General features: G+C 68.0%; 29 protein-coding genes and 1 pseudogene. 14 read left to right on the forward strand and 16 right to left on the reverse strand.

Annotated features, from left to right (window positions below; genetic code table 11):
• Positions 1 to 221 precede the first annotated feature (221 nt).
• Both ligD and VGP60_RS13920 read left to right on the forward strand, forming a co-directional pair.
• Positions 222 to 2,234, forward strand: coding sequence for a DNA ligase D (ligD, locus tag VGP60_RS13915; RefSeq protein ID WP_327548396.1), 2,013 nt, complete (start codon positions 222 to 224; stop codon positions 2,232 to 2,234).
• A 135-nt stretch (positions 2,235 to 2,369) separates the two neighbouring features.
• Positions 2,370 to 3,761, forward strand: coding sequence for an IS1380 family transposase (locus VGP60_RS13920; protein ID WP_327548397.1), 1,392 nt, complete (start codon positions 2,370 to 2,372; stop codon positions 3,759 to 3,761).
• A 194-nt stretch (positions 3,762 to 3,955) separates the two neighbouring features.
• Here VGP60_RS13920 and VGP60_RS13925 read toward each other — a convergent pair whose 3' ends face one another.
• Together VGP60_RS13925 and VGP60_RS13930 are read right to left on the reverse strand one after the other, a co-directional pair.
• Positions 3,956 to 4,990, reverse strand: coding sequence for a GDSL-type esterase/lipase family protein (locus VGP60_RS13925; protein WP_327548398.1), 1,035 nt, complete (start codon positions 4,988 to 4,990; stop codon positions 3,956 to 3,958).
• Between the two features lie 90 nt (positions 4,991 to 5,080).
• Entirely contained in the window at positions 5,081 to 5,749 is a 669-nt protein-coding gene (locus tag VGP60_RS13930; RefSeq protein ID WP_327548399.1) for a TetR/AcrR family transcriptional regulator C-terminal domain-containing protein, read from the reverse strand.
• 108 nt (positions 5,750 to 5,857) lie between these two features.
• Here VGP60_RS13930 and VGP60_RS13935 point away from each other — a divergent pair, with 108 nt between their 5' ends.
• From VGP60_RS13935 to VGP60_RS13945, 3 genes are read left to right on the forward strand one after another with little or no spacing between them, the layout of a single operon-like run.
• The gene (locus VGP60_RS13935; RefSeq protein WP_327548400.1) at positions 5,858 to 6,982 is read left to right on the forward strand and encodes a hypothetical protein; all 1,125 of its coding nucleotides are present in this window, start codon (positions 5,858 to 5,860) and stop codon (positions 6,980 to 6,982) included.
• Positions 6,983 to 6,996: 14 nt separating this feature from the next.
• A complete protein-coding gene (locus VGP60_RS13940; protein ID WP_327548401.1) occupies positions 6,997 to 7,557 on the forward strand; it encodes an ester cyclase in 561 nt (186 codons plus the stop codon).
• Positions 7,557 to 8,336 carry an MBL fold metallo-hydrolase gene (locus VGP60_RS13945; protein WP_327548402.1) on the forward strand — a complete coding sequence of 260 codons (780 nt, stop codon included), beginning with the start codon at positions 7,557 to 7,559 and terminating at the stop codon, positions 8,334 to 8,336. The genes VGP60_RS13940 and VGP60_RS13945 overlap by 1 nt, the downstream gene beginning before the upstream one ends.
• A 124-nt stretch (positions 8,337 to 8,460) precedes the next feature.
• Here VGP60_RS13945 and VGP60_RS13950 read toward each other — a convergent pair whose 3' ends face one another.
• From VGP60_RS13950 to larC, 3 genes are all read right to left on the reverse strand, one after another.
• The gene (locus VGP60_RS13950; protein ID WP_327548403.1) at positions 8,461 to 9,201 is read right to left on the reverse strand and encodes a class I SAM-dependent methyltransferase; all 741 of its coding nucleotides are present in this window, start codon (positions 9,199 to 9,201) and stop codon (positions 8,461 to 8,463) included.
• A 311-nt stretch (positions 9,202 to 9,512) separates the two neighbouring features.
• Positions 9,513 to 9,938, reverse strand: a complete 426-nt coding sequence (locus VGP60_RS13955; RefSeq protein WP_327548404.1) for a TIGR03667 family PPOX class F420-dependent oxidoreductase — start codon at positions 9,936 to 9,938, stop codon at positions 9,513 to 9,515.
• A gap of 198 nt (positions 9,939 to 10,136) precedes the next feature.
• Positions 10,137 to 10,724, reverse strand: a complete 588-nt coding sequence (gene larC, locus VGP60_RS13960) for a nickel insertion protein (protein WP_327548405.1) — start codon at positions 10,722 to 10,724, stop codon at positions 10,137 to 10,139.
• Positions 10,725 to 10,778: 54 nt separating this feature from the next.
• Between larC and VGP60_RS13965 the strand changes: the two genes are divergently transcribed.
• A complete protein-coding gene (locus VGP60_RS13965; RefSeq protein ID WP_327548406.1) occupies positions 10,779 to 11,009 on the forward strand; it encodes a hypothetical protein in 231 nt (76 codons plus the stop codon).
• A 109-nt stretch (positions 11,010 to 11,118) separates the two neighbouring features.
• On the opposite strand, the gene VGP60_RS13970 is transcribed toward VGP60_RS13965, so the two are convergent.
• From VGP60_RS13970 to VGP60_RS13990, 5 genes and pseudogenes are all read right to left on the reverse strand, one after another.
• Complete coding sequence (locus VGP60_RS13970; RefSeq protein ID WP_327548407.1) at positions 11,119 to 11,856, reverse strand: hypothetical protein; 738 nt, start codon at positions 11,854 to 11,856, stop codon at positions 11,119 to 11,121.
• A gap of 104 nt (positions 11,857 to 11,960) precedes the next feature.
• Positions 11,961 to 12,419, reverse strand: a complete 459-nt coding sequence (locus VGP60_RS13975) for a hypothetical protein (RefSeq protein WP_327548408.1) — start codon at positions 12,417 to 12,419, stop codon at positions 11,961 to 11,963.
• Between the two features lie 185 nt (positions 12,420 to 12,604).
• Positions 12,605 to 13,483 carry a serine/threonine protein kinase gene (locus VGP60_RS13980; RefSeq protein WP_327548453.1) on the reverse strand — a complete coding sequence of 293 codons (879 nt, stop codon included), beginning with the start codon at positions 13,481 to 13,483 and terminating at the stop codon, positions 12,605 to 12,607.
• A gap of 89 nt (positions 13,484 to 13,572) precedes the next feature.
• A pseudogene (locus VGP60_RS13985) lies at positions 13,573 to 13,905 on the reverse strand (protein kinase domain-containing protein); the annotation flags it as partial.
• A gap of 115 nt (positions 13,906 to 14,020) precedes the next feature.
• The gene (locus VGP60_RS13990) at positions 14,021 to 14,395 is read right to left on the reverse strand and encodes an STAS domain-containing protein (protein WP_327548409.1); all 375 of its coding nucleotides are present in this window, start codon (positions 14,393 to 14,395) and stop codon (positions 14,021 to 14,023) included.
• A 195-nt stretch (positions 14,396 to 14,590) separates the two neighbouring features.
• On the opposite strand from VGP60_RS13990, the gene VGP60_RS13995 reads away from it, so the two are divergent.
• The gene (locus tag VGP60_RS13995) at positions 14,591 to 15,358 is read left to right on the forward strand and encodes a sulfite exporter TauE/SafE family protein (protein WP_327548410.1); all 768 of its coding nucleotides are present in this window, start codon (positions 14,591 to 14,593) and stop codon (positions 15,356 to 15,358) included.
• A gap of 92 nt (positions 15,359 to 15,450) precedes the next feature.
• Here the strand turns inward: VGP60_RS13995 and VGP60_RS14000 are convergent, their stop codons facing one another.
• Positions 15,451 to 15,810 carry a GatB/YqeY domain-containing protein gene (locus tag VGP60_RS14000; protein ID WP_327548411.1) on the reverse strand — a complete coding sequence of 120 codons (360 nt, stop codon included), beginning with the start codon at positions 15,808 to 15,810 and terminating at the stop codon, positions 15,451 to 15,453.
• Between the two features lie 164 nt (positions 15,811 to 15,974).
• Between VGP60_RS14000 and VGP60_RS14005 the strand changes: the two genes are divergently transcribed.
• The 6 genes from VGP60_RS14005 (at position 15,975) to VGP60_RS14030 (ending at position 20,864) form a co-directional block, all read left to right on the forward strand.
• The gene (locus VGP60_RS14005) at positions 15,975 to 16,145 is read left to right on the forward strand and encodes a hypothetical protein (protein ID WP_327548412.1); all 171 of its coding nucleotides are present in this window, start codon (positions 15,975 to 15,977) and stop codon (positions 16,143 to 16,145) included.
• A 569-nt stretch (positions 16,146 to 16,714) separates the two neighbouring features.
• On the forward strand, positions 16,715 to 18,142 hold the full coding sequence (locus tag VGP60_RS14010; protein ID WP_327548413.1) for an ATP-binding protein: 1,428 nt from the start codon (positions 16,715 to 16,717) through the stop codon (positions 18,140 to 18,142).
• A gap of 95 nt (positions 18,143 to 18,237) precedes the next feature.
• A complete protein-coding gene (locus VGP60_RS14015) occupies positions 18,238 to 18,654 on the forward strand; it encodes a roadblock/LC7 domain-containing protein (protein ID WP_327548414.1) in 417 nt (138 codons plus the stop codon).
• A complete protein-coding gene (locus tag VGP60_RS14020) occupies positions 18,651 to 19,010 on the forward strand; it encodes a DUF742 domain-containing protein (RefSeq protein ID WP_327548415.1) in 360 nt (119 codons plus the stop codon). Before VGP60_RS14015 ends, VGP60_RS14020 begins: the two co-directional genes overlap by 4 nt.
• A gap of 52 nt (positions 19,011 to 19,062) precedes the next feature.
• Entirely contained in the window at positions 19,063 to 19,599 is a 537-nt protein-coding gene (locus tag VGP60_RS14025) for an ATP/GTP-binding protein (RefSeq protein ID WP_327548454.1), read from the forward strand.
• The gene (locus VGP60_RS14030) at positions 19,596 to 20,864 is read left to right on the forward strand and encodes a cytochrome P450 (protein ID WP_327548416.1); all 1,269 of its coding nucleotides are present in this window, start codon (positions 19,596 to 19,598) and stop codon (positions 20,862 to 20,864) included. The genes VGP60_RS14025 and VGP60_RS14030 overlap by 4 nt, the downstream gene beginning before the upstream one ends.
• 3 nt (positions 20,865 to 20,867) lie before the next feature.
• Here the strand turns inward: VGP60_RS14030 and VGP60_RS14035 are convergent, their stop codons facing one another.
• The 5 genes from VGP60_RS14035 to VGP60_RS14055 all read right to left on the reverse strand — a co-directional run bounded on the left by VGP60_RS14035 (position 20,868) and on the right by VGP60_RS14055 (position 25,314).
• Positions 20,868 to 22,085 carry a cytochrome P450 gene (locus VGP60_RS14035; RefSeq protein WP_327548417.1) on the reverse strand — a complete coding sequence of 406 codons (1,218 nt, stop codon included), beginning with the start codon at positions 22,083 to 22,085 and terminating at the stop codon, positions 20,868 to 20,870.
• A gap of 142 nt (positions 22,086 to 22,227) precedes the next feature.
• Entirely contained in the window at positions 22,228 to 23,163 is a 936-nt protein-coding gene (locus VGP60_RS14040; RefSeq protein WP_327548418.1) for a 2,3-dihydroxyphenylpropionate 1,2-dioxygenase, read from the reverse strand.
• A complete protein-coding gene (locus VGP60_RS14045; protein ID WP_327548419.1) occupies positions 23,160 to 24,038 on the reverse strand; it encodes an alpha/beta fold hydrolase in 879 nt (292 codons plus the stop codon). Before VGP60_RS14045 ends, VGP60_RS14040 begins: the two co-directional genes overlap by 4 nt.
• The gene (locus tag VGP60_RS14050) at positions 24,035 to 24,538 is read right to left on the reverse strand and encodes a cupin domain-containing protein (RefSeq protein ID WP_327548420.1); all 504 of its coding nucleotides are present in this window, start codon (positions 24,536 to 24,538) and stop codon (positions 24,035 to 24,037) included. The genes VGP60_RS14045 and VGP60_RS14050 overlap by 4 nt, the downstream gene beginning before the upstream one ends.
• Complete coding sequence (locus VGP60_RS14055) at positions 24,538 to 25,314, reverse strand: SDR family oxidoreductase (RefSeq protein WP_327548455.1); 777 nt, start codon at positions 25,312 to 25,314, stop codon at positions 24,538 to 24,540. The genes VGP60_RS14050 and VGP60_RS14055 overlap by 1 nt, the downstream gene beginning before the upstream one ends.
• A gap of 79 nt (positions 25,315 to 25,393) precedes the next feature.
• Here VGP60_RS14055 and VGP60_RS14060 point away from each other — a divergent pair, with 79 nt between their 5' ends.
• Complete coding sequence (locus tag VGP60_RS14060) at positions 25,394 to 26,161, forward strand: IclR family transcriptional regulator (protein WP_327548421.1); 768 nt, start codon at positions 25,394 to 25,396, stop codon at positions 26,159 to 26,161.
• The last annotated feature ends 85 nt before the right edge of the window (positions 26,162 to 26,246 follow it).

Here is a 26,246-nt window from a genome sequence, read left to right on the forward strand (position 1 = left end):
CCACGGATCTGATCCCAGAACGCCACCCGAACATCACGCGGCAACCATCGACGCCTAGCGGTCATCACAACTCCCTCACACAGGTGATGTTGCAACGACCCCTAGAACCCAAGGTGTTCTAACACTTGTTGCCACTCACGAACCACCTGACCAGCGGAGGTAGGCCGAACCGGTTACGGTCGGAAGACGGCGGGCAGCGCCGCCGTGGGACGGAGGTCGTCATGGCACGCGCGGTCCATGACGACCTGTCCCGGGTTCCCGGCTGGGTCGAGCCGATGCTCGCCAAACCCGACGGCGGCAGGCTGCGCAGCGGTCCCGAGTGGATCTACGAGTACAAACTGGACGGATACCGGACGGCGATGCGGATCGCGCCCGACGGCACGACGGTGCTGACCAGCCGCAACGGTATCGACTTCACCGAAGAGTTCCCGGCGTTGGCGGGGGTGCTCGGCGAGGCGCTCGACGGCCGCGCCGCCGTCCTGGACGGCGAAATCGTGGTCTACAACGACGCCGGTCACGTCGAGTTCGGGCTGCTGCAAGACCGCCGAGGCCGCTACCGCAAGCACAGTGGCTCGCTCGACCGTGACGACCCTTTCGACGACGTGGCTGTCCGGTTCCTCGCGTTCGACCTGCTCCAGCTCGGCGACACCTCACTACTCGGCGAGCCCTACGACGAGCGCCGCAGGCTGCTCGAAGCGATACCGATGCCGGTGCCGCAGCTGGTGTCCGTGGTCCCGGCGGTGACCTTCGACGAACTCACCGCCGACAGGCTCACCCCGCAAGGGCTGCTCGAGCGGGCGGCGGCTGGAGGACACGAAGGTCTCGTCGCGAAGCTGCGGAAGTCGGCCTATATCCCCGGGCGCCGCCCGGACTCGTGGCTCAAGCATCCGCTCGTCCAGACGCAGGAGGTCATCCTCTGCGGCTGGCGCCCCGGCCAGAACCGCTTCACCGGCACGCTCGGCGGGCTCCTGCTCGGCGCGCACGACCCGGAAACCGGCGAACTGGTCTACCTCGGGGACGTCGGCACCGGGTTCAGCGAGCGTGCACGAGACGAGCTGCAAGCCCGGCTGGAACCGTTGGCCCGCCCCCAACATCCCTTCGCCATCGACCCGCCACGCGAGGACGTCCGCCGCGCGCGGTGGGTCGACCCCGTCTTGGCGGGCGAGGTCCAGTACCGGCAGTTCACCCGGGGCGCGGGGCGGTTGCGGCACACCAGCTGGCGCGGGTTGCGCGACGATCGCGATCCGTCCGAGGTCATCGCGCCCCGGGCCGCGGCCTCGCCGACGCCTCCGGCCGAGCCTGCCCCCGCACTGGGAAAGCGGATCGTCGTGCAGGCCGGGAAACGGCAGCTCACGTTGTCCAATTTGGACAAACCGCTGTACCCCGACGGGTTCACCAAGGGCGAGGTCATCAACTACTACTCCCGGATCGCGCCCGTGCTGCTCCCGCACCTGACGGGACGGCCGGTGACCTTTGTCCGGTTCCCGAACGGGGTCGGCGGGCAGAAGTTCTTCGAGAAGAACGTCGCGAAGAGTGCACCGGAATGGCTGCCGACCGTGGTGCTGCCCAGCGAAAGTTCCCGCAGTGGTGGTGAAGCGGTCGAGTACGTGCTGCTCGAGGAGCTGCCCGCGCTGGTGTGGGCGGCCAACCAGGCCGCACTGGAACTGCACGTTCCACAGTGGACAGTCGGTCGCGGAGGTGTCCGCCGGGCACCGGACCGCCTGGTCTTCGACCTCGATCCGGGCCCCGGCACGACGATCGTCGAGTGCGCCCGGGTCGCCGAGCGGCTCTACGAATTCCTGGTCGCCGACGGCTTGACCCCGGTGGCCAAAACCTCGGGTTCCAAAGGGATGCAGGTCTACTGCGGGATCCGGACCCGGAGCGCGGAGCGCCCGTCGGCTTACGCCAAGAGCGTCGCCGAGCGGTTCGCCGCGGAGACGCCGGATCGTGTGACGGCGACGATGGCGAAGGCGCAGCGGCCGGGGAAGGTGTTCATCGACTGGAGTCAGAACAACCCGGCCAAGACCACCGTCGCGCCGTACTCGCTGCGCGGCCGTGAACTCCCGACCGTGTCGACGCCGCTCACCTGGGACGAGGTCCGCACGTGCCGGCGCGCGGCGGAGCTGGTCTTCACCGCCGACGATGTGCTCGACCGGGTCGACGAACTCGGTGACCTCTTCGCCGACCTCGCCGAAACCCGCACCGCGCTCCCGCGAGATGTCGACATCTCGTGATCTCTTAGGGACTAAGCCTGGATCCGTGGATTGGTGGGGTCCGTGACCGGCGTGGACATGAGGAAAGTGTCCTTCGACCTGCGATAATCGGGTTTGTTGAGGACCTGATCAGCGCGGACCGGAAGGACACTTTCAGTGAAATTGTCCCACAACTGGCAGCGCGGCGCTGCCGAGTTCGACGACGAGAACCTGGTGTCGTGCGCGGGGCTGGTGCCGGTGATGGAACTGGCCACGCAGACCGGCCTTATGGACCTGCTCGAACAGCGTGTGGTGTTCCGCTCCGAACGGATCCGATCAGGCGCGGCCAACCCCGCACCGAAACTGGCGTCGGTCATCGCGGGCATGGCCGCGGGCGCCGACAGCATCGACGATCTCGACGTGATCCGCGCCGGTGGCATGAAAAAACTGTTCGACGGTGTCTGCGCACCGGCCACAATGGGAATCCTGCTGCGGGAATTCACCCACGGCCACACCCGGCAACTGTCCTCGGTACTGCGCGGGCATCTGCTGGCCCTGGCCGAACGGACCGACCTGCTCGACGGGATCGCCGAGCAGACCTTCGTCGACATCGACTCACTACTGCGACCGGTCTACGGCCACGCCAAACAAGGCGCGTCGTTCGGACACGCGAAGATCGCGAACAAACAGGTACTGCGCAAAGGGTTGTCTCCACTGGTCACCACGATCTCCACCCGCACCGCCGCCCCGGTAGTGGCCGGGATCCGACTGCGCGCGGGCAAAGCCGGCTCCGGCAAAGGCGCGGCCGGCATGATCACCGAAGCCATCAACACCGCCAAAGCCGCCGGCGCGCGTGACATCGTGTGCCGGGGTGATTCCGCGTTCGGCAACGGCAAAACCATCGCCGCGGTCGTCAACCACGGCGCCCAGTTCTCGTTTGTCCTGACCAAAACCCCGTCGGTGCTGCGCGCGATCACCACCATCGCCGAAAACGCATGGACCCCAGTGGACTACCCCGGCGCCGTGACCGACCCCGACACCGGCGAGTTGATCTCCGACGCCGAAGTCGCCGAAGTCGGCTACACCGCATTCGCCGGCACCAAGCACGAGATCACCGCCCGGCTCATCGTCCGGCGCGTCCGCGACCGCAACCACCCCGACGAACTGTTCCCGGTCTGGCGCTATCACCCGTTCTTCACCAACACCACCGAACCGGTCACCGACGCCGACATCACCCACCGCCGGCACGCGATCATCGAATCGGTATTCGCAGACCTCATCGACGGACCTCTGGCGCACCTGCCCTCCGGGGTCTTCACCGCCAACGCCGCCTGGGCAGTGCTGGCCGCGATCACCCACAACCTGCTGCGCGCCGCCGGGACCCTCACCGACCACGCTGTCGCCCGCGGGGCGACCCTGCGCCGGCATCTGGTCAACGTCCCCGCCCGCATCGCCCGTCCCCAAGGAACACCGATCCTGCACCTACCAGCCCACTGGCCCCGAGCCACACCCTGGAAAGCTTTATGGGACAACATCTTCACCGAACACAGCCGACACAGAGCGGCCTGACCACTACACCACCCGGCCGTGACCGGTCCGACCAGGAAACAACAGTGGACAAACTGGGAAGGCCAGCAGTTCAACCACGCATCCAACCAGGACACCCACCCGAACCTCACCACCAACCCACAACAAGATCAACCCCAAGCCTGATCCACGGATCCAGGCTAAGGGATCGCCATCTGTCGACAGATGGCAGTAGGTCAGGCGACGGCGTTCAGGTTGCCGTCGCCGCCGATCAGGCACCGCGCGCTGCCCGCGCCGCTGGTGACGAACTGCGTCACACACCGGCCGAGTTGGCCGTGCGCGGCCGCGTTCGGGTGGAAGGACTCCTGTGCCAGGTGGATGCCGATCGCGTCGAGTCCGCCGTAGACCAGCGCGGCCGGATCGACGGTGAGCCGCCGCTGCCACTCCGTCGCCGGGTTCGCCTTGCCACTGCACGCTTCGTGGGTTTCGGTCGCGCGGGAGAAGTCGAGGAACCGGGCACTCGCCTGGGTCGCCGCGGTGCGCAGGGCGTCGTTGAACTGCGGCACGGCCTCGGTCCTGGCGTACTTCCCGTCGGCCAGCTTGATCGGGCAGCCCTGCGGCCCGTGCAGGAGCGGATCCATCTTCTCGGTCAGCGGGGAGGCGTACGAAGTCAGCACCAACGCGTACGACGAGTCGGCGTACCCGGCTTGACGCATGGCCGAGCGGACGTCGGTCAGCGCGGACTGGACCCGCGGCACCATCGCGGCCAGGCGTCCCGGCCATTCCTGCCGGAGCTTGGGCGCGCACCCGCGGCCGAACGGGTCGAACCACGCCTTGATGCAGTCGACGAGGGTATCGGCGAAGGCAGGCTCGTCGTTGGCGCCGATCTGGACGAGCACCGTGGTCACCCGATACGTCGTGGCGACGCCGATCAGCCGCCGCGCCTGCGAGCCCTCGGTGTAATGCGTCGTGGCGGCCAGCGACACGTTGGCCGAATCCGCGCCCGAGCAGGCGAGGTTCACCGTCCGATCGGCGAGCTGGGTGCGGTGGATCATCGACTTGGTCGACCGGTGACACCAGTCGCCGTTCTCGCCGCGGGTCCCGGGCTCGTAGTCACCCGCGCCCTCGCCGGACATCGCGCTGTCACCCAGCGACACCACGGCGGTGGGCCGGTCGTCGGCCGGTGCGGCGACGGCGGCCGGTGCGGCGAGCATCGAACCGCCCGCAAGGGCTACGCCGATCAATACGGCTTGCCAACGACGTGATCGCATACCCGGCACCCCAGCTTCGTCGATGAGACCCCGTCACCCTAACCAGCGAAGCCCTGAAAGCTCGATCAGCCGAACGGGTCGATGTGGTGGTCACGGTCGCTGCAGTTCCAAGGCGGTGATCAGCAGATCGAGGCCGAAGGTGAACTCTTCTTCGTGGTCGCACACGGCCAGCTGTGGCGCCACTTCGGTGAGGTGGGGCAGCTCGGAGGCGCTCAGCTCGGCCACCCGCCGTTGGACGCCGCTCAGGTTGTCCCCGCTGAACGTGGGACTCGCGGACACTTCGCGCAGCAGGGCTCCGACCACGAAGGCCAGTACCGCTCGCAGGGCGTGGACGGCTCGATCGGGCGGGAAACCCGCTTCGCGCAGGACGGACAGCACGATCTCGGTGGTAGCCAGGGCCGAGGAGGACCCGAGCTGGCGGGTGAGGACGAGCGGGGTGCAATGCGGGTGCCGGACCGCGGCCCGGCGGAATGCCTGGGCGATGGCGTGTACGTCGTCGCGGAACACGCCGGTGGGGTGCGGTAGTTCAACGCCGGCCAGGACGAGCTCGGTGATCTCGTCGAGCAAGGTGTCCCGGTTGTCGACGTGGTGGTAGAGGCTCATCGGGTCGACGTTCAGCCGTCTGGCGAGCCCGCGCATGGTGACCGCGTCGAGACCCGCTTCTTCGACCATCGTCACCGCTTCGGCGACGATGCGCTCCCTGGTGAGGACCGCCTTGCCACCCGATGGGCGACCGCGCCGCGGTGTGCTGTCAGCCACTGGTCGTCTCCTCGTTCCGCGCTCCGGAGGGTGGCGCTGGACAAATCCTACACCGTAGGCTTACGGTCTCCCCGGTATTTCTACGTTGTAGGTTTGAGGAGCAGGGCGATGACGTTGAAACATCCGTGGCTGACCACCGATGCCGCGGACATGCCCACCATCGGGACCCCGATCGACACTCTGGGCGGACTCGGGGACGTGCCCGGAGGCTTCGGCGCGAGGTTGTCGTGGGCACGCCGGCGAGCGGCGGCGTTCCGGCCGGAGTTCGCCTCGACCGGCACCCCGGACAGCGTCACCACCTGTGACCTGGTGACGCTGCCCTACCCGACCCGGATGGGGTTGTTCCGCGCCAGCCGGGCCATCGCGCCGTTCGTGGCGATCACCAACCGGATGCTGGTGATCCGGTGGACCGAAACCGATGGACGTCGCAGGACCCTGCTGTTCGAACCCAGCGACGTCGAGCTGGGCCGGAACACGCCGTACTTCGCCGCCCTGGCAAGGAAATTCCCGGCCTTCGTCCAATCCATCACCGTCCGCGAGCACGGCGACGTGCCGGGGCATCTGCGCCGTCTCGGCATCGACCCCGCGGACGTCGACTACCTCCTCTTCGACCACCTGCACACCCAGGACCTGCGCCGCTGGATCGGCGTCACCAAGCCACAGGCCGATCTTGGTGGCGAGGTCGAGGCGGTGTTCCCCCACGCCAAGGTGATCGTGCAGCGTGACGAGCTCGTGGCGATGGCCGACCTGCACCCGTTGCAGCGGCCCTGGTACCAGCCCGGCACCTTCGACGACGTCGATCCCGGCCGGTTCCTGCCGATCGACGGTTCGGTTGTCCTGGCTCCCGGGGTGGCGATCGTCGCGACACCGGGCCACGTCATGGGCAACCAGACGCTGGTGCTCAACACCTCCACCGGAATCTGGGCCAGCAGCGAGAACGCGATCGCCGCGGAATGCCTGACACCGCAACACTCCCGGATGCCCGGTATCGCCAAATGGTCACGTGCGTGGGAACAGGAGATCGTCCTCAACGCCAACACCTTGGAGACCACCGCCGGCCAGTACAACTCGATCGTGCTGGAGAAGACGCTCGTCGATGTGTCCCAGCAGGACTCGCGGTTCCTCCAGTTCTTTCCCTCCAGCGAACTGACTCCGATGTGGACGAACCCCGGCACCAGCCCCACGTTCACGCACGGCCATATCACCCACCAGACCACCACCGTCCCGGCATGACCAGGAGAGAACCCATGACCACCTTCACTTTTCCCCCCGAAGACGTCCTGCGCGCCCGCCAGAAACTGGTCCTCGACCACTTCCACGACGAGGTCACTCAGGACTGGGACGACGTCCTGTCCACGTTCCCGCATCCCCATTACGAACTGATCGCGTCGATGACCGTCCACGACGGCGACCGTGAGGTGCGGAACTACTACAACGACACCCGCGTCGCTTTTCCCGACCAGGACCACGAAATCATCGCGCTCCGCCACAGCGCCGACGCGGTGATCGTGGAGTTCTGGTTGAAGGGCACCCATCTCGGCAATTTCGGCAAGGTCCCGCCGACCGGAGCCAAGCACCGTACCCGGATGACGGCCTACTTCATCTTCGACGAGAACGAGAACCTCGTCACCGAGCGCGTCTACTTCGACCAGTTGACCGTCCTCAAACAGCTCATCGGCGGCCTGGACAAGAAGAACCCGCGTGACCTGCTCACCCTGGGGCGCGCGGTGATCGGCTTGCTGTCGATGGCCGGCGACGAGCCCGACCCGAGGCTGCTCGACACCACCCCGCCGGACCTCACCGACTGATGGGCGCGCCGAAGGTCCATCACCTGAACTGCGGCACGATGCGGCTGCCGACCGCGCCGTTGGTCTGCCACGTCTTGCTGCTCGAAACCGACACGTCGCTGATCCTCGTCGACACCGGCTTCGGGCTCCGGGACATCGCCGATCCCCGGGGTCGCCTTGGCAGCTACCGGCACGTCATCCGGCCCGTGCTCGACTCGGCCGAGACGGCGATCCGCCAGGTCGAGGCCCTCGGCTTCGCGGCCGAGGACGTGCGGCACATCGTGCTCACGCACCTCGACTCCGACCACGCCGGTGGCCTGGCCGACTTTCCGCAGGCCCGCGTGCACACCACGGCCACCGAGTGGGCCGCCGCCCGCGAGCCCGCGACGTTGGTTGAGCGCAACCGCTACCGGCAGGTCCAATGGAGCCACGGCCCGCAGGTCGTCACCCATGACCCCGCAGGGGAGGCCTGGCGCGGATTCCCCGCGGCCAAAGAGCTTTCGGAGATCACGGACGGCCTCGTCATGATCTCGCTGCCCGGCCACACCCGCGGCCACGCCGCATACGCCGTCGATACCGGCAAGGGCTGGCTACTCCACGCCGGTGACGCGTTCTACCACCACAGCACGATCGACGGACAGGGACGCGAGCCCCTGATCCTCACCCTGCAGGAACGGATGGTCGCCATGGACCGGGCCCGGGTGCGGGCCAACCACGAACAACTGGCGAGGCTCCACCGTGACACTGCAGCCGGCTTCGCCATCTTCAGCGCGCACGACCCTTCGTTACTGACTCCGTGAGTCAGTCGGCGCGCCGGGCGTAATACGCCATCACCTGTGCCATCTGTCGACAGATGGCGGTAGTTGCGGACGCGGGGTATCACGTGATGTCGACATGTCGTGGCGCGTGACCGGACTCGCTGAATCAGCTTGCGGGTTTCCGCCAGACCGAGACGTGCTTCCGGCTCTCGTTCGTGAACGACTCCCGCGTCCACCCGTCCCATCGCTCGTGCGGCCGGAGTCCGGCGATCTCGGCCATCAGGTCGAGCTCGGCCGGCCACACATAGCGGAACGGGATCGACCGGAATTCGCCGCGGCCGTCGACCACCTCGACATAGTTCGAGCTCATCGCTTGGGTGGACACCTCGTAGACGTCGTAGGACCACCGTGTCGAGCTCACGTGGAACGGCACGGCGTTCTGCCCTGGCGGAAGGCCGCGAAGGTCGGGGACGCCGACTTCGATGACGAAGCAGCCTCCGGGTTCGAGGTGTGCCGCGACATTGCGGAAGCACGCGACCTGGGCCGCCTGGGTCGTCAGGTTCATGATCGTGTTGAAAACCAGGTATGCGACGGAAAACGTCGATTCCACCGTCGTGGTCGCGAAGTCGCCGATGGACACGGGGATCGCGTCGCCACCCGGTTTGGCGCGCAACCGGGCGACCATCGCCCGGGACAGGTCGATACCGTGGACGCGCACGCCACGGGCCGCGAGGGGCAGTGCGATCCGTCCGGTCCCGATGCCCAGTTCGAGCGCCCGACCGTCGCCCGCGAGGTCGGAGAGGAAGGCAACCGCCGGTTCCACGGCGCCGGGCTCGAACATGTCCGCCGACGACTCGTCGTAGGTCGTCGCGACAGGTTCGCCGAAATAACCATCCGGATCGTTCATCGTCGGACCGTAGCGCGGTGGAGTCCTTTGGCGCTCCCGATTTTCCCGCGCTCGGCGGCCGTCCGGATCGCTGCGGCGCACTTCGGAGTCGTGAAACCGAGGTGGCCGATGACCGCCGTGGCAGTGTTCGGGGTGCTGTGTGTACAGGTGTCGCCGAACAGCAGCATGCCGGGTTCCCAGCGGCGGTGTGCCCGTGTCCTCCCGCGCCGGTTCCGGCGGCAGGTCGCACGTGCCGTGGCGGTGATCGTGGAGCGGCCGGGGCTTTCATGGCGACACGCTCCCTTCTTGGTCCAGTGTGGGTGGAAAGCCGTTCAAATGTGCAGTTTCGCCGGGGTGATGATCACCGTGGTGGAGAAGAGCCCGGCGAACTTTTCGGGCGTGTCGAACAACGCTCCGATGCGCTCGGTGTACTTGGCCAGATAGGCGGGATTCTCGTTCGCGGCCGGCTGGCCGGCCGCCACCGTGGCTACGCCTTCCAGGCGCACGATGTTCCGGCCGATGTCGGTGACGTCCAGTCCCAGGCTCACCTTGGGGTTGTGGGCGATGTTCCGCAGTTTCAGTTTCCCCGGCTGGCTGTAGAGCAGGATCGTGCCGTCCTCGCGCAGCAGGAACCAGACCGGGACGCTGACCGGCTGCCCGTCCGGCCGCACCGTCGTCAGCCAGGCCATGAGGTTCTGACGCAGCCGGAGCTCAACCCGCTCGCGGTCTTCGGGCCGCAGGTGCGACGTGATTTCCATGGTGTGTCCGTCTCCCTCTCGCTGATCTTGAGGGCACGCTACCGAGGGGGTACGACAATCTTCGCCGCGTGAGCCGACCACCTGGCCGAGCCCGGCGCCACGAGATGTCGACATCACGTGATATTCCGCGTCCGCAACTACCACCGTCTGTCGACAGATGGCGAAGGTTGTTACCCACCAAGAGAACCCCGCGAACACTCACGAGCCACGCACCCAGGCGGCGGCGCGCACCACGTTCGCGTGGCTGGACGGATCCGCGGTGCCCGCGCCGACGCCCACTTTGACCGGCGCGCAGGCGGGCATGGGGCCGTACCTGTCGGCCAGTGCGACTAGCAGGGCCGCACCCGTCGCCGTGCACAGTTCGCGGGCGGCAGGGTGGGCGGCGATCGGCGCGGCCGCGCCGGTGAGCAACGCGAGCACCGCGGGCGGGGAACCGGCAACCTGCCGTACGCCGCTGTGACCGTGCCGCCGCCCACCACGTCGACGATGGCGTCCGGTGCGCCGACTTCGTGGGAAGTACACCCGCGTCCGTTCGATGCCGTGCACGGCGGCCTCGGCGTCGGCCAGCCGGTTGAACACGGCGATGGCGAACCGCTCGACCGGTTGGGCCAACGCCGCCGCTTCGATCAGCTCGACGATGTCGGCGAGATGGTGGGCGTGCTCGGTTTCCGGCGACGCTGTGCGATGACCACGAAATCGCTGTGACCCGGCAGGTTCACGGTGTCGATGCCGGAGGGCCCGATGGAGGGATATTACCGAAACACACCGGTTCGGGGTGCCGTCCATGAGGCGGCTGATACAGGTGCTTTTGGCTATGCTCGGGGGAGTGGCTGGAGGAACATGACAGATGACGAGCTGATCGTCGAGTTCGCCCTGACGCGTCTCGACAACCCGGACCTCGATCTGGAGGAGATCGCCGCCCTTGTCGTCCGGAGGATGGGGGCGGAGTCGATGCTGGAGTTCGCGTCCCGGAATCTCGCCACCCGCGGTGAGCTGCGCGGCGCGGTGTTTCCTTCGGCCGTCGAGCATGTGCTCCGGGTGGTGCTGACCTTGCGCGGCCCCGCCGAATAGCCCGTGCGCGGCAGGCCCCGGCACTTTGGCGAGAAAGTGCTTCACGGCGTTCCGCCAGCCACCCACCCTGGTTGACGGAACGCTGGTCACCTGGTGCGGCACCGTCCGGTCAGCTCGACGCAGGCTCGTTCGCACGGGTCGGTGGCGGGCCACCACACGGTGGTAGCCCGAACAATGGGCCCTCGGAAGGGAGCGGGGCACGGTCGGCGAACAGCGGCCTGTCGTGGGTTCGCGAGCGCCGCCGGGCGCCGAGTTCGAGGAGGCGCCTGCTTTCGCTTACGGTTGTTTCGAAGGCGAGGCGCGCGGCCACGTACCTTTCCCTCGCCAAACGGCCTTTGTCCGGGCAAATCCGCGTGGTGGATCGCTGGCCTTTGTGAGCTGCGGGCGAGCCGTGCCGCGCGAAATCGGCCAGCGTGCGCAGGTTCGAGTGGAGATCGGCGAGAGTGGCGTACTCGAGTTCCACCGACGCCGCGGGAGCCCAGGGTTCGCGGGAACCGGTGGCGATCACCGGGCCGTAGATCCGGATCTGGTCGTGGCGGATGTGCGGTGGTGACCACGCGCCGGTGTCCGAACCTTCCTGAGCGGTGTAGTCCTGATACAGGCGTTGTCGTCGGACGGAGTCCAAGAGGGTCAGCACGTCGGAGAGGTCGGCGGCGGGGAAACCGAAACCCAGGCCGTATTCGGTCCGATGGCGGAGACCGGGACGCGGGTAGAACCGGCGGCGGAGCAGCCGGATCAGATGAGGGGTGGAGGCGTCGTGAGTGGTGCCCCACGTGACGTACCCGCTTCCCGCCAGGGTCGCTGATTCGCTGAGGAGTGTGACGGTCCAGCCCTGCTCAAACATCACAATGTCTCCACTACGCACCGGCACCTCCCGTTAATTTTATGGTGCTGCATGTCAACGATCCCGCCAATGCTCCAGACGGCACAACCTTGGCACGGGTACCGGAGTCAGGCGAGGGTCGCGATGCGGGCCCGTAGGTCCTCGACGGTGTCGTACGGGAGTTCGACGCTGTCGGTGACGGCCCAGGGAATTCGTGATCCGAGCAAGATGACCGGGCCGTGCAGCGGTATCAGCCCGTCGTGGAGCCCGGGAGTGGTCCACAACCGCGTTCTCGGCGGATGGCCGATCGAGTACTTCACGTACGAAGGATGGCTCAGGACCTGGTCAAGGGCGGCGATGACCTTGAGGACGTCTTCGGCCGGGATCGCGAACGCGGCGTGGATCTCCACCTGTGGAGGCACGGCGTTTCCGGCGGAACCGCGCAGCATCCGCGGTGTGTGCCGTGGTTCCGCCTTGTTGTTGACGAGGTGGTTCGTGTAGCCCGTGCCGATGAGACAAGCGGACTCCCGGCGGACCTCGATACTCCATTCGCCCATGAGCGTGGTCGGTGGCAATCTTTCGGCCATGTTCCCCTCGTTCCGTGATGGCCGATACGGGGAAAAGTGTCCTCTGGAATGGTCGTCGTGGCCAGCCACCAGGTGCGTCTGCGCTCGGCGTGAGGAAGCCCAGGCACTTCTTCGGCGGAGTGCCTGGGCTTTGGCTGTGCTGGTACTCGGGGCAGGTGAGCGCGGAGCGATTGTCGCCAAGGTTTTCAGCGGCAACTGACGGCCCGTTCCGGTGTCGAAGTACTGTCCAGGCGGCGGACGAACGAGTCGCCTCCCACGGTTGCCCGGTGGCCGCGGGCTTTGTTCTCGTCCGGGAACGGCCCGTAGAACACCGAGTAGATCTCCGCTGTGTTGACGTGGGTACGCAGCGAGCGGCAGCCCGTCGTCGGTGCGTGCAGGTATTTCGCGCCAGGGTTGAGATCCAGGAACTTCTGGACGTCTTTGGCATAGGCAGCCGGGTTGACCGCGGACCCCACGATCACGATGTAGCGGCCGTCGCAGGCCGGGTTGTCGATCGGCGTCGGTGAGCTCGGCGCACTCTGGCCGGTTTCCTGAGTCCGGCCCGACTGCGACCAGATCACCGCGGCCACCCCCAGCGCCACGGCCACCACAACGGCCGCGGCCACGGCGAGCCGGCCCTGGCGTCGGGGCCTGGCCGGTTCGGCCGCGACCACGGCGGCAGATGGGATTTCCGGTGCCACCACCGGCATTTGCTTGGTTCCGCGGTCGGTCAACACGCGCCGGGCCGCCGAGGCCAGGTCGCCCGCGTTCGCGAACCGCAGTTCCGGATCCTTGGCCATCCCCTGGGCGATCACCCGGCCGAACCCGGCCGGCACGCCCGGGCGGACCTCGCTGGGCTTCGGCGGTTCGTTGGTGAGGTGCAGGTACATCACGGCCAGCGCGTTCTCCGCGGTGAACGGGTTGGCGCCGGTCAGGCACTGGAACAGCATGCAGGCCAACGCGTAGACGTACACCCGGTGGTCCACCGGCCCACCGCCGAACCGCTCCGGCGCCATGTAGGCGAGCGTGCCCACGGTGTCGCCGGTCCCGGTGATGTCGTCGGTGGTGCTGATCGAGCGGGCGATACCGAAATCGACGAGGTAGGCGAGCCGCTCGTGCCGACGATGACGTTGGACGGCTTGACGTCCCGGTGCAGGCCCTCGGCGTGGGCCGCGTCCAGTGCGCCGGCGATCTGGGTGATCACGTCGACCGCGTCCGCCGGGCGCAGCGGGCCTTGCCCGGTGATGGTCTTGCTCAGGTCGGTGCCTTCGACCAGTCGCATGTCCGGGTACAGCCGGCCGTTGATCTCGCCGTAGGCGTGGATCGGGATGACGTGCGGCTCGCGTAACCGGGCCGCGGTGTGCGCCTCCTGTTTGAACCGCTGCCGGAACTCGGGCTCGTCGGCGGTGTGGTCGGTCAGCAGCTTCAGCGCGACCACCCGGTCGTGCCGGGTGTCGTAGGCCCGGTGCACTTCGCCCATGCCACCGCGCGCGATCAGGCCGTCCATCCGGTACGGACCGAATTGCCACACCACTCGCCCAGACCCCTCGGCCGGTCCCAGGCGGGCCCGGCGCGGGCCATCTTAGGTGGCGCCGGGGGGTGGTGTTGTGCTGTGGCCGAAGCTACCGCGCCGGAGATCCTGACAGTGCCGCATCGAGGCTTGGATAGATCGTGAGCAGCGAGGTCAGGCCGGTCAGTTGCAGTATGCGCGGCACCAGCCGGCCGGTGGCCACGACCCGCAGCGCGCCGGGCTCGGTCCGCTGGTTCGCGCGCACCAGAACGGACACCCCGGCCACGCTCAGGAACGCGACTTCGCTCAGATCGATCACCGCGGCCTCCGGCGTCTCGCGCAGCACCCCGCTCACCACATCCTCGAGGTGCGGAGCGGTCAGCATGTCCACCTCTCCGGCGACCCGCACCACCACGGCCCGGCCGGACCACCGCACTACTGTGGACATCCGGCCGATCGGATCCTGCGGCACGACAGCGTCGTTCATGAGAGCCGTCCTCTCCGTGTCCCGTCGATCGCCGGTTCTTCGCCTCCACTTCCGGCGCAGTAAATCTACGTCAGCGAAGATAGACATTCAATAATGGCGGCGTGTAATCTTCTTCCGGAGTCGCGAGAGACAACGTCAAGCAGGTGTGTGAGATGACGGAACTGCCCGCAAGGTGAGAGCTGAAGGGTCCCGACGGTGACTGAGCCGGTGATCGTGCTCGTTCTGTTGGCGGCCTTCGGTTTGGTCGCCGGTATCGGTATCACCGCGGTCGGTCCGGGCGGCGTTCTCGCGACCGTGGGCCTATTCCTGCTCACGGACCTCCCACCGGCCGCGGTGGCGGGAACGGCGATCGTCACGAATATCGCTACCGGTGTGGTGGGAGCGTTCGCGTATCTCCGCTCGGGCCACCTGGCCGAACCGAGTACCGCTCGCACGGCGCGCGTGCTCGCCGGTACGGCGGTAGTGGGCACACCCGTCGGCGTCCTGGTCAATCTCGTGGTTCCGGGACGGTTGTTCGGGATCCTTCTCGCCTCGTTCGTCGTGTTCGTCGCCCTGCTGGTCTGGTTTCGCCAGCGGAGAGCGGCCGAGCATGACGACCGGCCTCCGCGACTCGCGATGGCTCTGCTGGTGGGCGGGGGAGTGGCCGTCGCCGTGGTGAGCGGGATGTTCGGGGTCGGCGGCCCGCTGCTCACCGTGCCGCTCCTCGTCGCTGTCGGCACGCCCATGCTTTCGGCGGTCGCCGTGGCCCAGGTTCAGTCGGTGATCATCTCGATCGTCGGCGCGGTCGGCTACCTCAGTCAAGGTTCCCTCGACTGGCACTTGGCCGCGGTCGTGGGTTTCCCGGAACTCTGCGGAGTCCTGATCGGCTGGCAGCTGGCACGCCGGATCCCCGGCCGCCATCTCATCCGCGTCATGATCGTCGCCTTGCTGGCCGTCGCTCCTTTGCTCGCGCTGCACGGTTAGGTCGTGTGTTCGACCGGCGCGTTCAGGACATCCCACGCCACGCCACATTTGTGAGTCGTCGTCCGGTATCCGGTTGAAGGAGACCTGTCGAGTCAGACAGCCGGTTTCAGGTACGGGCTCAGCACGTCGGCCTCCGCCCGGAGCCGCTCGGCGGGGTCGGCGCGCCCGAGTTGCTCGTACTCCTCGGCGGCGGCCAAGCGCTCCCGCACTTCGTTTCCGACGATCGACCGTAGCTCAGCCTCGGTGAGGTGGCGGCGTTCTGCTTCCGCCGCACCCAGCCCGGCCGCCGCTCCCGCGACGTGCTCGTTCCCGGCGGCACTGCCCGAGGAGTGTTCGACGGGGACGGCCTCGGCGTTGTCGATGGCCGCCAAGGCGGAGCGGAGTGCGGAGATAGCGACGCGGTCGCGGGCTTTGAGGGCCGCTCTCAGGTCGTCACGCAGGCTGGTACGCATCGGTCGAAACCCCTCGGAGTGAGCAAGCAGGACGGTTGCAGGATATCGGGTGCCGCAGGTTGCCGATAATGATTTAGTGCGGGTCGTCAGCAGTCCAATCAGGGAAGGAATCGGCTGAAAATGACATCGAAACCCTTGGCCGCGAAATAGGCGAGGAACTCGGCGTGGCCATCACGCCAGGTACGGCCAGGGAAGCGGGGGTTTTCGAAGCCCAGGCCGACGGCCGTGCGGACGATGTGACGGTCCGGCTGACCTGCTATACCGCCGATTATTCCGGTGTGCTGAAATCGAATAGCGAAATCGCGGAATTCGCTTGTGGCGCGGCGTTGCCCTGAACGACGCGTTGAGGACGTTGACTGACACGAACGCGTCGTTCAGGGCAGCGCCACTCCGGCGTGAACGCGCTGTGCCGCTGCCAGGGCATGGCCTTTGCCCGGGGTTGCGGGGGAAGGTGTGGCTGCCCCTTTGGCCACCTGGGTGTCGTCGTCGAGGTGTTTCCGGCTTTTGTCCGGCCAAAGGCAACGATTCCCGTGCACTTTAGGCCGAAAGAGTGAATTGTGATGGCCGGGCTTTATGGTGACACTTCGCCAATAGCGCCGAAAGCGACCGGCGCTTCCCCGTATTCGGCTCGGCCGAGCGGTGATGATCACTGAGTGTCATGTCCATATAGCGCAGACGACAGGCGGCCGGGACCGGAGACGGCTCGTGAAGCTTGTCCCGATGAGCGCTAAGGTCTTCGCGTTGTCGACGGTCCTTACCCGGGCCGGAGAGGAGTGTAGTCGGCTCCGGAAAGGCTTTATCGCGGCGTGCTCGCGTATGCCGCGCCTGCTTTTCGGTACCGTGCTCCCGGTATTGCGTCACTCAGTATTGTCTTGCCGCCCATCGGACGCGAGGAACCTGATCTATGTCGGAACCTGTACCTGTTCGCCGCCACGCGGAACTCCCGCCGATCCGGGCGGCGCTGCCCGGGACCGCGGCCGCGGTCGTGGTGCTCGGCGCCGTCTGGGTGTGGGTGGCGTTCGAGACACCCGGCAGCGCGCGGCCGCTGGTGGTCACCGTCGGCGCGGTCACCGGGATTCTGTTGTGCGCAGCCGTCTTCCTGGCGATCCACCGCACGCAAGAGCTGCGGCAGGTACGCGTCGCCACCCGTGAATTCGAGGACCGGGCCGCCCGGCAGACAGCCGAACTCGCGCGGCTGGCCGACCACACGATGCCCACCGCGGTGACCATGCTGCGTGAGGGCGCGTCACCGGACTCCATCCTCGCGGAGATTCCCCGGCAGGCCAACCAGATCCACGGCCGGATCCTGCGCACCCTCGTCGGGGAGGTCGGCGTCGGCGAGCGGCGCCGGGCGGCGGCGACGGCGGCCTGCGCGAACGCCGCCGGACGCGTCCAGGCGCTGTCCACCAGTATGCTCGCCGACCTGCGTGATCTGGAGAACCGTTGTCCTGACGAGGTTCTGGGCGATCTGCTGAAGCTCGACCACAGTACGGCGCAGGCGGGCCGGATCGCGGACAGTATCGCCGTGCTGACCGGCGCCCGGTCCGGCCGCCGGTGGACCAAGCCGATCAAAATGGAGAGCATCCTTCGCGGCGCGATGGGCCGCATCGGGGCGTACCAGCGGATTCGGCTGCACTACACCAGTTCCGCCGCGGTCGCCGGATACGCGGCCGAAGACGTGATGCACGCCTTGGCCGAGCTCATGGACAACGCGACCAAGTTCTCCGCGCCCTCGGAAGAGGTCCACGTCTATGTCGAGGACCTGCACAGCGGCGTGGTGATGACCATCGAAGACGGCGGCCTCGGGATGAAACCGCAGGCGCTGGAGCGCGCCGAGGCAGCGGTGTCGTCGACCCGGCCGCTCGACCTCACCACCCTGTCCGGCACCCGGCTCGGACTGGCGGTGGTGGGCTGCCTGGCGCGCAAGCACGATCTGCAGGTCTTCTTCCGGCCGTCGTCGCGGGGCGGGATCGGGGTGGTGCTCAGGATCCCGAGCCAGCTCATCACCCAGGTTCGCCAGGACGCACCGCAGATGCCGCCCGCGCCACGCCATCGCGCCGCGGCCCTGGCGGCGGTCGCGAACGTCCCCAGCTCGCGAAACAGCGCGGACGACGTCCAGCCCGGTGTCTCGGGTTCGGTCGCCACCGTCGAGCGGGGTGAGCTGCCGCGGCGCCCGCCCGGTCAGACGATGGCCGCCGCGGCCAGGCCGCAGCCGCAACCCCGGCCGCAGAACCCCCGGCCGCCTGCCGACTCCGGCTCGAGGTTCGGGGCCTTCCGTCAAGGACTCTCGAAAACACCCGAGGGTGAGCCACCCACCGGCGACGGCGCCTGAGTCCGCTTCACCACCCGACCGCACTTGACGTGAGATTGGAGCATGGGGTCGATTCTCTCCGAGCCCAGCCCGGAAGCGCCGCCCCGAACATCTATATGAACGTGACTGACCCGAAACTCGAGTGGCTGCTGCAGAACCTGCTGGACAACACGCCGGGCGCCCGGCACGCGCTGGTGCTGTCGAAGGACGGGCTGAAGCTCTGCCACACCAGCGGCCTGATCGTCGACCGAGCCGATCAGCTGGCCGCCATCGCGGCCGGCTTCCAGTCGCTGTCCCACGGTGCCTCGGTGGAGTTCGGTGACGGCAGCGGCGGCGTGCGGAACTCCATGACCGAGTTCCACGGCGGGATCCTGTTCATCATCGAGGCCGGTGAAGGCGCGCATCTCGCGGTGCTGGCGTCGGACACCGCCGATGTCGGCCTGATCGGCCACAACATGGACGAACTGGTCGAGCAGATCGGCGGATTCCTGACCTCGCCGCCCAGGTACGCCCAGCCCAGCCCGCTGGCATGATCCGCAGGGCAGTCGAGAGCGAGGACCCGGACCGGCTCTACACCCTGACCGGCGGGCGCAGCCGTGCCGACGACGTCGACCTGGACCTGGTCACGTTGATCGTCGGCGAGGCCGATCCGGTCGCGGGCATGCAGTCCGAACACGTCCGGATCCTGCGGATCACCCGTCATCCCACCTCGGTCGTGGAGATCTCCGCCGAACTCGCACTGCCCATCAGCGTGGTGAAGATCCTGATCGCCGACCTCCTCGGCGCCGGCAGTGTCTCCGCCCGTCATCCCTCGTCCGTGGGCACCCTGGCGCAGCTGCCCGAACTCGATTTCCTGAAGAAGGTGCTCGTTGGACTCAAAAATCTCTGAGCGGCCCGCCCGTACGCCGTTACAGACCACCGCGACCGAAGGCCTCAAGATCGTGATCGTCGGCGGGTTCGGCGTCGGCAAGACGACGATGGTCCGTTCGGTGAGCGAGATCAATCCGCTCAGCACCGAAGAAACGATGACCCAGGCCGGTGTCGGCGTGGACTACAACACCGGCGCGCAAGCGAAAACCACCACGACGGTCGCCTTCGACTTCGGCCGGATCAGCTTGAACGAGCAGATGGTGCTGTACCTGTTCGGCGCGCCGGGGCAGGAACGGTTCTGGTTCCTCTGGGACAGGTTGTTCTCCGGAACCCTCGGCGCGGTCGTGCTGGTGGACGCGCGACGGCTGGAGGACTCCTGGTACGCCATCGACCGTCTCGAGCACCACGGGACACCGTTCATCGTGGCACGCAACAACTTCGAGCCGCCGACGCATGAGCTGAGCGACATCCGCCGCGCGCTCACCCTGCCCGACCACATCCCGCTGATCGACTGCGACGCGCGGCACCGGGATTCGTCCAAGCAGGTCCTGATCGCCCTCGTCAACCATCTCTACGTCCTGTCCAGCGCCAGGGAGACCACGTCGTGACCGATTTCCACCGCTCACCCGAAACCGCGCCGGCTCCGATCCGGCTGTACGGGCAGCAGTTCCAGACCGATCCCGCCGCGCTCTACGCCCAGATCCGGCAGCAGTTCGGCCCGGTCGCCCCCGTCCTGCTCGACGGCGATCTCCCCGCCTGGTTCGTTTCCGGGTATCGCGAGGTCCACCAGGTCACCAGCGACTCGCAGCTCTTCGGCCGGGACACCCGGCGCTGGAACGCCTGGCCGCAGGTGCCCGGAGACTGGCCTCTGCTGCCGTATGTCGCGCACAACGCGTCGGTCATGTTCACCGAAGGGCCGGAGCACCGGCGTCGTGCCGGGGCCATCAGCGACGCGCTCGCCGGGGTCGACCAGTTCGAGCTGGGCACGCATTGCGAGCGGATCGCCGACAACCTGATCGACGCGTTCGCCGGTACCGGCGAGGCGGACCTCATCGCGCAGTACGCCACGCAGATCCCGCTGCTCGCGGTCGCGAAGATGTTCGGCATGCCGGAGTCCGAGACCCCGGACCTGGTGCGTGACGTCGCCACCTCACTGGACGCCGGACCCGACGCCATGGACGCGCACCTGCGGGTGCAGGCCAGCATGGCGCGGCTGCTGGCGCACAAACGTGAGGTCCCCGGCGCAGACGTCCCGTCGCAGCTGCTGGCGCACCCGTCGCATCTCAGCGACGAGGAGATCCTGAACGACCTGATCGTGGTGACAGCGGCCGCGCAGCAGCCCACGGCCAACTGGATCGGCAACACGATCCGGCTCATGCTGACCGACGCCCGGTTCGCGATGACGTTGTCGGGCGGCCGGGGGAGTGTCGGCCAGGCCCTCAACGAGGTGTTGTGGCAGGACACGCCGACGCAGAACTTCATCGGCCGGTTCGCCACCCGTGACACCCAGCTCGGCAACCAGCGGGTCCGCGCGGGCGACCTGCTCATCCTCGGCCTGGCCGCGGCGAACGCGGATCCATTGGTCCGGCCGAACGCGTCGGCGGGCTCGGTCGGCAACCAGGCGCACATGTCCTTCGGCCACGGGGAACACGGATGTCCTTACCCCGCACCGGAAGTGGCCGAGGTCATCGCCAAGAAAACCGTCGAGGTCCTGTTGGACCGCCTGCCCGACCTGGGGCTGGCGGTCCATGCGGACTCCCTGGCGTGGCGGCCCTCGGTGTGGATGCGCGGCCTGGAATCGCTCCCGGTCACGTTCACCCCGATCTACGTCGCCGCCCGCACCAGGGAGCCCGCCACGCCAGGGATGTGGTGACGGCTAACCCACCGGTGTGAACCGGACGGGCAGGGACGCGGGCCCTCGTGTGAACACCCCCTGCTCGACCGGGGTGACGTCGTCGTCGATCCTGACGTCGGGCATGGCGTCGAGCAACTGGTCGACGCTGACCTCGATTTCGGACTTCGCGAGCAGCGCGCCCACGCAGAAGTGGCGGCCCAGCGCGAAAGCGAGGTGCTTGGACGCGGCCGAGAACGCGGTGTCGGTCGGCAGGTCGTCCCGGAAGATGTCGAACCTGTCGGGATGGGCGAACCGTCGCTCGTCACGGTTGGCCGCGCCGATCAGGCAGGTCAGCGTGCTGCCCGCCGGGACGACACCGCCGGCCAGTTCGACGTCCTGGGCGGGCTGGCGCATGATCATGTGCACCGGCGGCGTGTAGCGCAGGGTCTCAGCGAACGCGCGGGGGATGAGACTCCGGTCGGCCCGGACGGCTTCGAGCTGTTCGGGATGTTCCAGCAGGTTCTTGAAGATGCTGGCGATGGCCTTGTCCGTGGTTTCGCCACCTGCGGCCAGCAGGAGACTGCAGAAGGCTTTGATGTCCTCGTCGTCCATCTGTGTGCCGTCGACCTCGGCGGCACACAGGGTCGACAGCAGGTCGTCGCCCGGGTTCGCGCGCCGCTCCTGGATGATCGGGATCAGGTACGCCGCGAGTTCCTCACGGGTCTCGATTCCGGCCGCGGTGACGTCGGGGTCCTGGCTCAGGTTGCTCAGGAAACCGATGATCGCCATGTACCACTTCTGGAACTGCTCGTGGTCGCCGCGGTCCAGGCCGAGCATGTCGACGATGACGTTGATCGGGAAATGCCGCGCGAAGTCGGTGACCAGATCGGCCCGCCCGGCGCCGCGGAAGGCGTCGATCAATTCGCGCGAGTTTCTTTCGATGACCGGCAGGAACTTCCGCTCGAGTTCGCTTCCCCGGAAGGCCGGTGCCACCAGCGCCCGGCGCACCGCGTGCTCGCGCCCGCTCATCTGCAGGATCGTGCGGCCGTGTGCGGGTTCGAGTTGCCAGTCGTAGTTGTCGGTGGTGAAGGTGGGCTCCTTGAAGGCCCGCGCCACGTCTTCATACCTCGAGACGATGTAGGTCTGCATGGCTTCGTGCCAGATCAGGGGCGTGTCGTCCAGCATGATCCGGTACGCCGCATAGGGGTTGGCCGCGAATTCGGCGGAAAGGATGTCCGGCGCCGTGCGTGCCGCTGTCATGAGGCTCCCTCAATCGACGATGGAATGTAATCAACGATGGAATGGCCTGCCACAGGCTAGCGATCCTGGGTGCGACGTTTGCCTCCGCGTGCCAAATTCAGGCAGTTGGCCTAATGCCCGGAATGCGTCCTCACGCTGTGGTTCAGTCGACGGCGAAGGTTGTCCCGATGCCCATGCCGGTGATCCATTCGGGAACCGGCTCGTAACTGGTCCACACGAACGGCCGGTCCACCGCGGCGAGCCCGGTCAGCCAGGTCCGGATCTCGTGTCCGCCGTTGCCCGCGTGCAACTCCAGGCCCTCGTCGCCCAGTGTGACTACGTGGGCGAGATCGGCGGCCGAGAGCTGCTTGAGGAACCAGGTGTCCCACGCGTTGTTGACCTGGGCCGAGGGATTCCCGCCCAGCGCACGAACCCGTGGTTCGCGGGCGGCGGCGAACGCGCGGGAGTCCTTGCGCCCGTGGATCATCGACTCGCGGCGATCTCCGGCCACCGACGGATCGCGCGGGTCGTTGGACGGCAGCCAATGGGACAGGCCACCGCTGGCGACGACGAGGACCCGGCCGTCGAACTCGGCCCCGCGGATAGCGGCACCGAGCGCGTGCCCGAGGCCGACGCAGCGCGACATGCTCGGCAGCGGCGGCCCGGCGGTATTGACGACCAGCGGCACGATCGGGATGTCGGCGTTGCCGCGGACCATGTCGTAGCTCTGCACGACGCCGTGGTCGACGGTGAGCGAGTAGGACAACGAGAGGTCGAACCCGGCGTCGGTGAGCCCGTCCCGGATCGACCACGCCAGCTTCGGGGCCACCGGGAGCGGACCCGACCGGCTGCCGAAGTCGCCGAAGCCGACGACCTCCTCGACGCCGAGCACGAACGGCGGCATCAGGTCGTAGAAGTTCGCGTGGAAGTGGTCGGGGCCCAGTACGACGATCGCGTCGGGCGCCAGCCGGGCGACGGCCTCGGCCACGCGCGCGGCGTCGGCGAGGAAGGTGCCTCCCGGCTGTGCGGCATCCTCCGGCGGCATCATGGTCGCGAAGGGGGAGTGCGACATCGCGACGAGCCCGATCACCTCGCTCATGCCGGATCCTTTCCGAGCAGAAGGAAATCCCGGTGGGTGCGCAGGTATTCGCCGGTCTTCTCCCACTGTGGCCAGTGCCCGGCGTCGGCGATCACGTGCAGGCGCGCGTCGGGCAGCCAGTCCAGCAGCATCGCGGCTTCGTCGAGCCCGCCGGTGGGGTCGTGCTCGGTCCAGAGCAACAGCGTCGGCGCGGTTACTTTTCCCACCCAGGACGGATCCCAGGCGAAGTCCTTGCGTACCACGGGATCCTGCAGTACCAGCGTGTTGGTGATCGCCTGGACGAAACCGGGCCTGCTGTACACCGCGCGGCGCAGGTTCACCAGCTCGTCGGTCACCATCTCCTTGTGGTGGAACAGGAACTCCACCCGGCGGCGGACCGTCTCGTCGCTCGGATCCCGGACGGCGGCCATGGTGCTGTCGCGCATCTTGGCCATCACGTCCGGTTTGTTCGCGATGTTGCCGGGGGTGTTCAGTACCAATCGGTCCACCCGTCCTGGATGGTGCGCCGCGGTCCAGGCGACCACCCAGCCGCCGAGCGATTCACCCGAGAGATGCGCCGACTCGATGCCGAGGGTGTCCATCAGCCCGATCAGGTGGGCCGCCAGGACGTCGATCGTGTAAGGCAGGTCGGGCAGATCGGACCAGCCGTGCCCGACCATGTCGTAGGCGGTGACCTGGAAGTCCGCGGCCAGCCCGGCGATGTCACGGGCATAGGCCTCGAGATGCCCGCCGGTGCCGTGCAACAGGATCAGGTCGGGCCCCGACCCGGCTCGCAGCACCCTGGTGCGGACCCCGCCCACGTCGACGTGCCGCAGCTCATGGTCCACATCGGACAGTTCGGCCCAGATGCTGATGTGCTCGGGCAATTCGGTCATGCCCGGTCTCCTTCGAAGCGGGCGCGGGCTTCCTCCACGGTCACGAGGCCGGCGCTCTGCCGCCGTCCGACGCCGAGAAGGCCGAGCAGCCGGGAGTTCTCGATGGTGAGGAACTCGGCCGGATGCTCGGGTGAGTCGTTGTAGTGCCGATGCCAGGTCCATGGTGGCGTGTAGACGAAATCGCCGGTCGACCAGGTCTCGGACTCGTCTTCGAGTTCGGTGTGGCCGTCACCGGAGATGACGAAGTGCACCGTTTCGTGGTGGTGCCGCTGCATGTCGGTGCTCAGGCCCGGCGGGATCGTCTGCCGGAAGATCTCGAACGTCGTCGTCGGCAGCTTGCCCGCGATCGACAGCGTGCTCGGGTTGTGCACTTCCCCGGCGGGCAGCGTCTCGAGTTCGTTGGCCCGCACGACGAACGGCCGCGCGGCACCTGGCTGGACCGCCGCCGAGATCGCGCCGAGGAAATCGCCCATCCTGAACTCCGGCCCGGATTCGGCCATCAGATCGTCTCCGTTCGTCCGCCGTCGACCGTGAGCACGGTCCCGTTCACGTAGCTCGCCGCCGCCGAGGCCAGAAAGGCCACCGCCGCACCGATTTCCGCGGGTTCTCCCGCGCGTCCGGCCGGGATCGACGCGGCGTCTTCGGTGTCGATTTCGCTGTAGGTGCGGCCCGCGGCCTGGGCGCGACTGTCCAGGATCTGCTGTCGGCGTTCGGTCGCGGTGGCGCCCGGGGCCACGCAGTTGACGGTCACCCCGGCGGCGGCGAACTCCTTCGACAGCAGCTTGGCCGCCGCGGTGACCGCGGACCGCAGCACCACCGACGCCGCGAGGTCGGGCTGCGGCTGGCGCACGGCTGCGGAGGTCACGAACACCACCCGCCCGAAGCCGCGTTCGGCCATCCCCGGCAGGACGAGCCGGGCCAGCCGCAACGGACCGAGCAGGAGCAATTGGAAGGCTTCGTACCACCGCTTGTCGTCGAGATCCAGAATGCGACCGGGTGGCGGGCCGCCCGCGTTGAGCACGAGGACGTCGAGCGCGCCGACCGCGCCGACGGTGGTCTCCGCGGAATCCGGGTCGGCGACATCGCTCACCAGGCCGTCCACAGTGGCACCGGTAAGGTCCCGCAGCCGCGACGCCGCGGCCTCGACCCGCTCCGCGCGGCGTCCGGTGATGACGACCCGGTGGCCCGCGCGCGCCAGATGCTCGGCGGCCGCGTATCCGATGCCGGTGGCGCCGCCGCCGACCAGCGCGATCCGAGTGGTGATGATGACCTCCAGGGTTCGAGCCGGGTCCGTGGTGCTGTGCCGCCGGTCGCGACCCGGTTAGCCTGTCCCGCATGTACTCGTGGAGCCAACGATGAGTCCCGCTGCGCGGGACGGCAGTTCCGACGCCATGGGCGGGCTCGACCGGGCGGCGGCGATCTTGGGCGCCTTCGACGCCACCCACCGGGAGCTCACCCTGGCGGCGCTGGTGGAGCGCAGCGGCATGCCGCGGTCGACCACGCACCGCACCGCCGACCGGATGATCCGGCTCGGCTGGCTGGACAAGCCGAGGGAGAAGTACCGGATCGGCAACCGCCTGTTCGAGATCTCCAGCCTGGCGCCGATCCGGCACGAGCTGCGCGAGGCCGTGCTGCCCTTCCTACAGGACCTGCACAACGCGACGAAGACGACCGTGCAGCTCGGTGTGCTCGACGGGACGCAGATCCTGGTCGTGGAGAAGATCACCGGGCACCGCCCGTCGCCGGTGCTCTCGCAGGCGGGCGGGACGATCCCCGCGTACTGCTCAGGGCTGGGCCGCGCGATCCTCGCCTACCGTGACCGGGCGACCGTCGACGCGGTGCTCGGCGCGGGCATGCCGGCGCGGACGTCGCGCACCCTCACCAGCCCGGTGGCCGTGCTGCGCGAATTGACCGCGATTCCGGACCAGGGCTGGGCATTGGACCGCGAAGAGGGCAACGTCGGCGTGACCTGCGTGGCCGCCCCGATCTTCGGCCCGCTGGGCGACGTCGTCGCGGCGCTGTCTGTCACCGGCCCCAGCAAACTCGTGCACGCCAACCGGATCGGCCCCGCCGTCCGGCTCGCCGGGGCCGCGGCGTCCCGCGCCTACTCGACGCGTCGTTGACCGTTGTCCCGCTAAGCGGGACCGGCGTTTGCGGATCGCCGAGACCGCGCCCCACGCTGTGCACGCGGACACCGGCGATCCGGCG

Source organism: Amycolatopsis sp., from assembly GCF_036008905.1.
In the GTDB taxonomy this organism is placed as follows: domain Bacteria; phylum Actinomycetota; class Actinomycetes; order Mycobacteriales; family Pseudonocardiaceae; genus Amycolatopsis.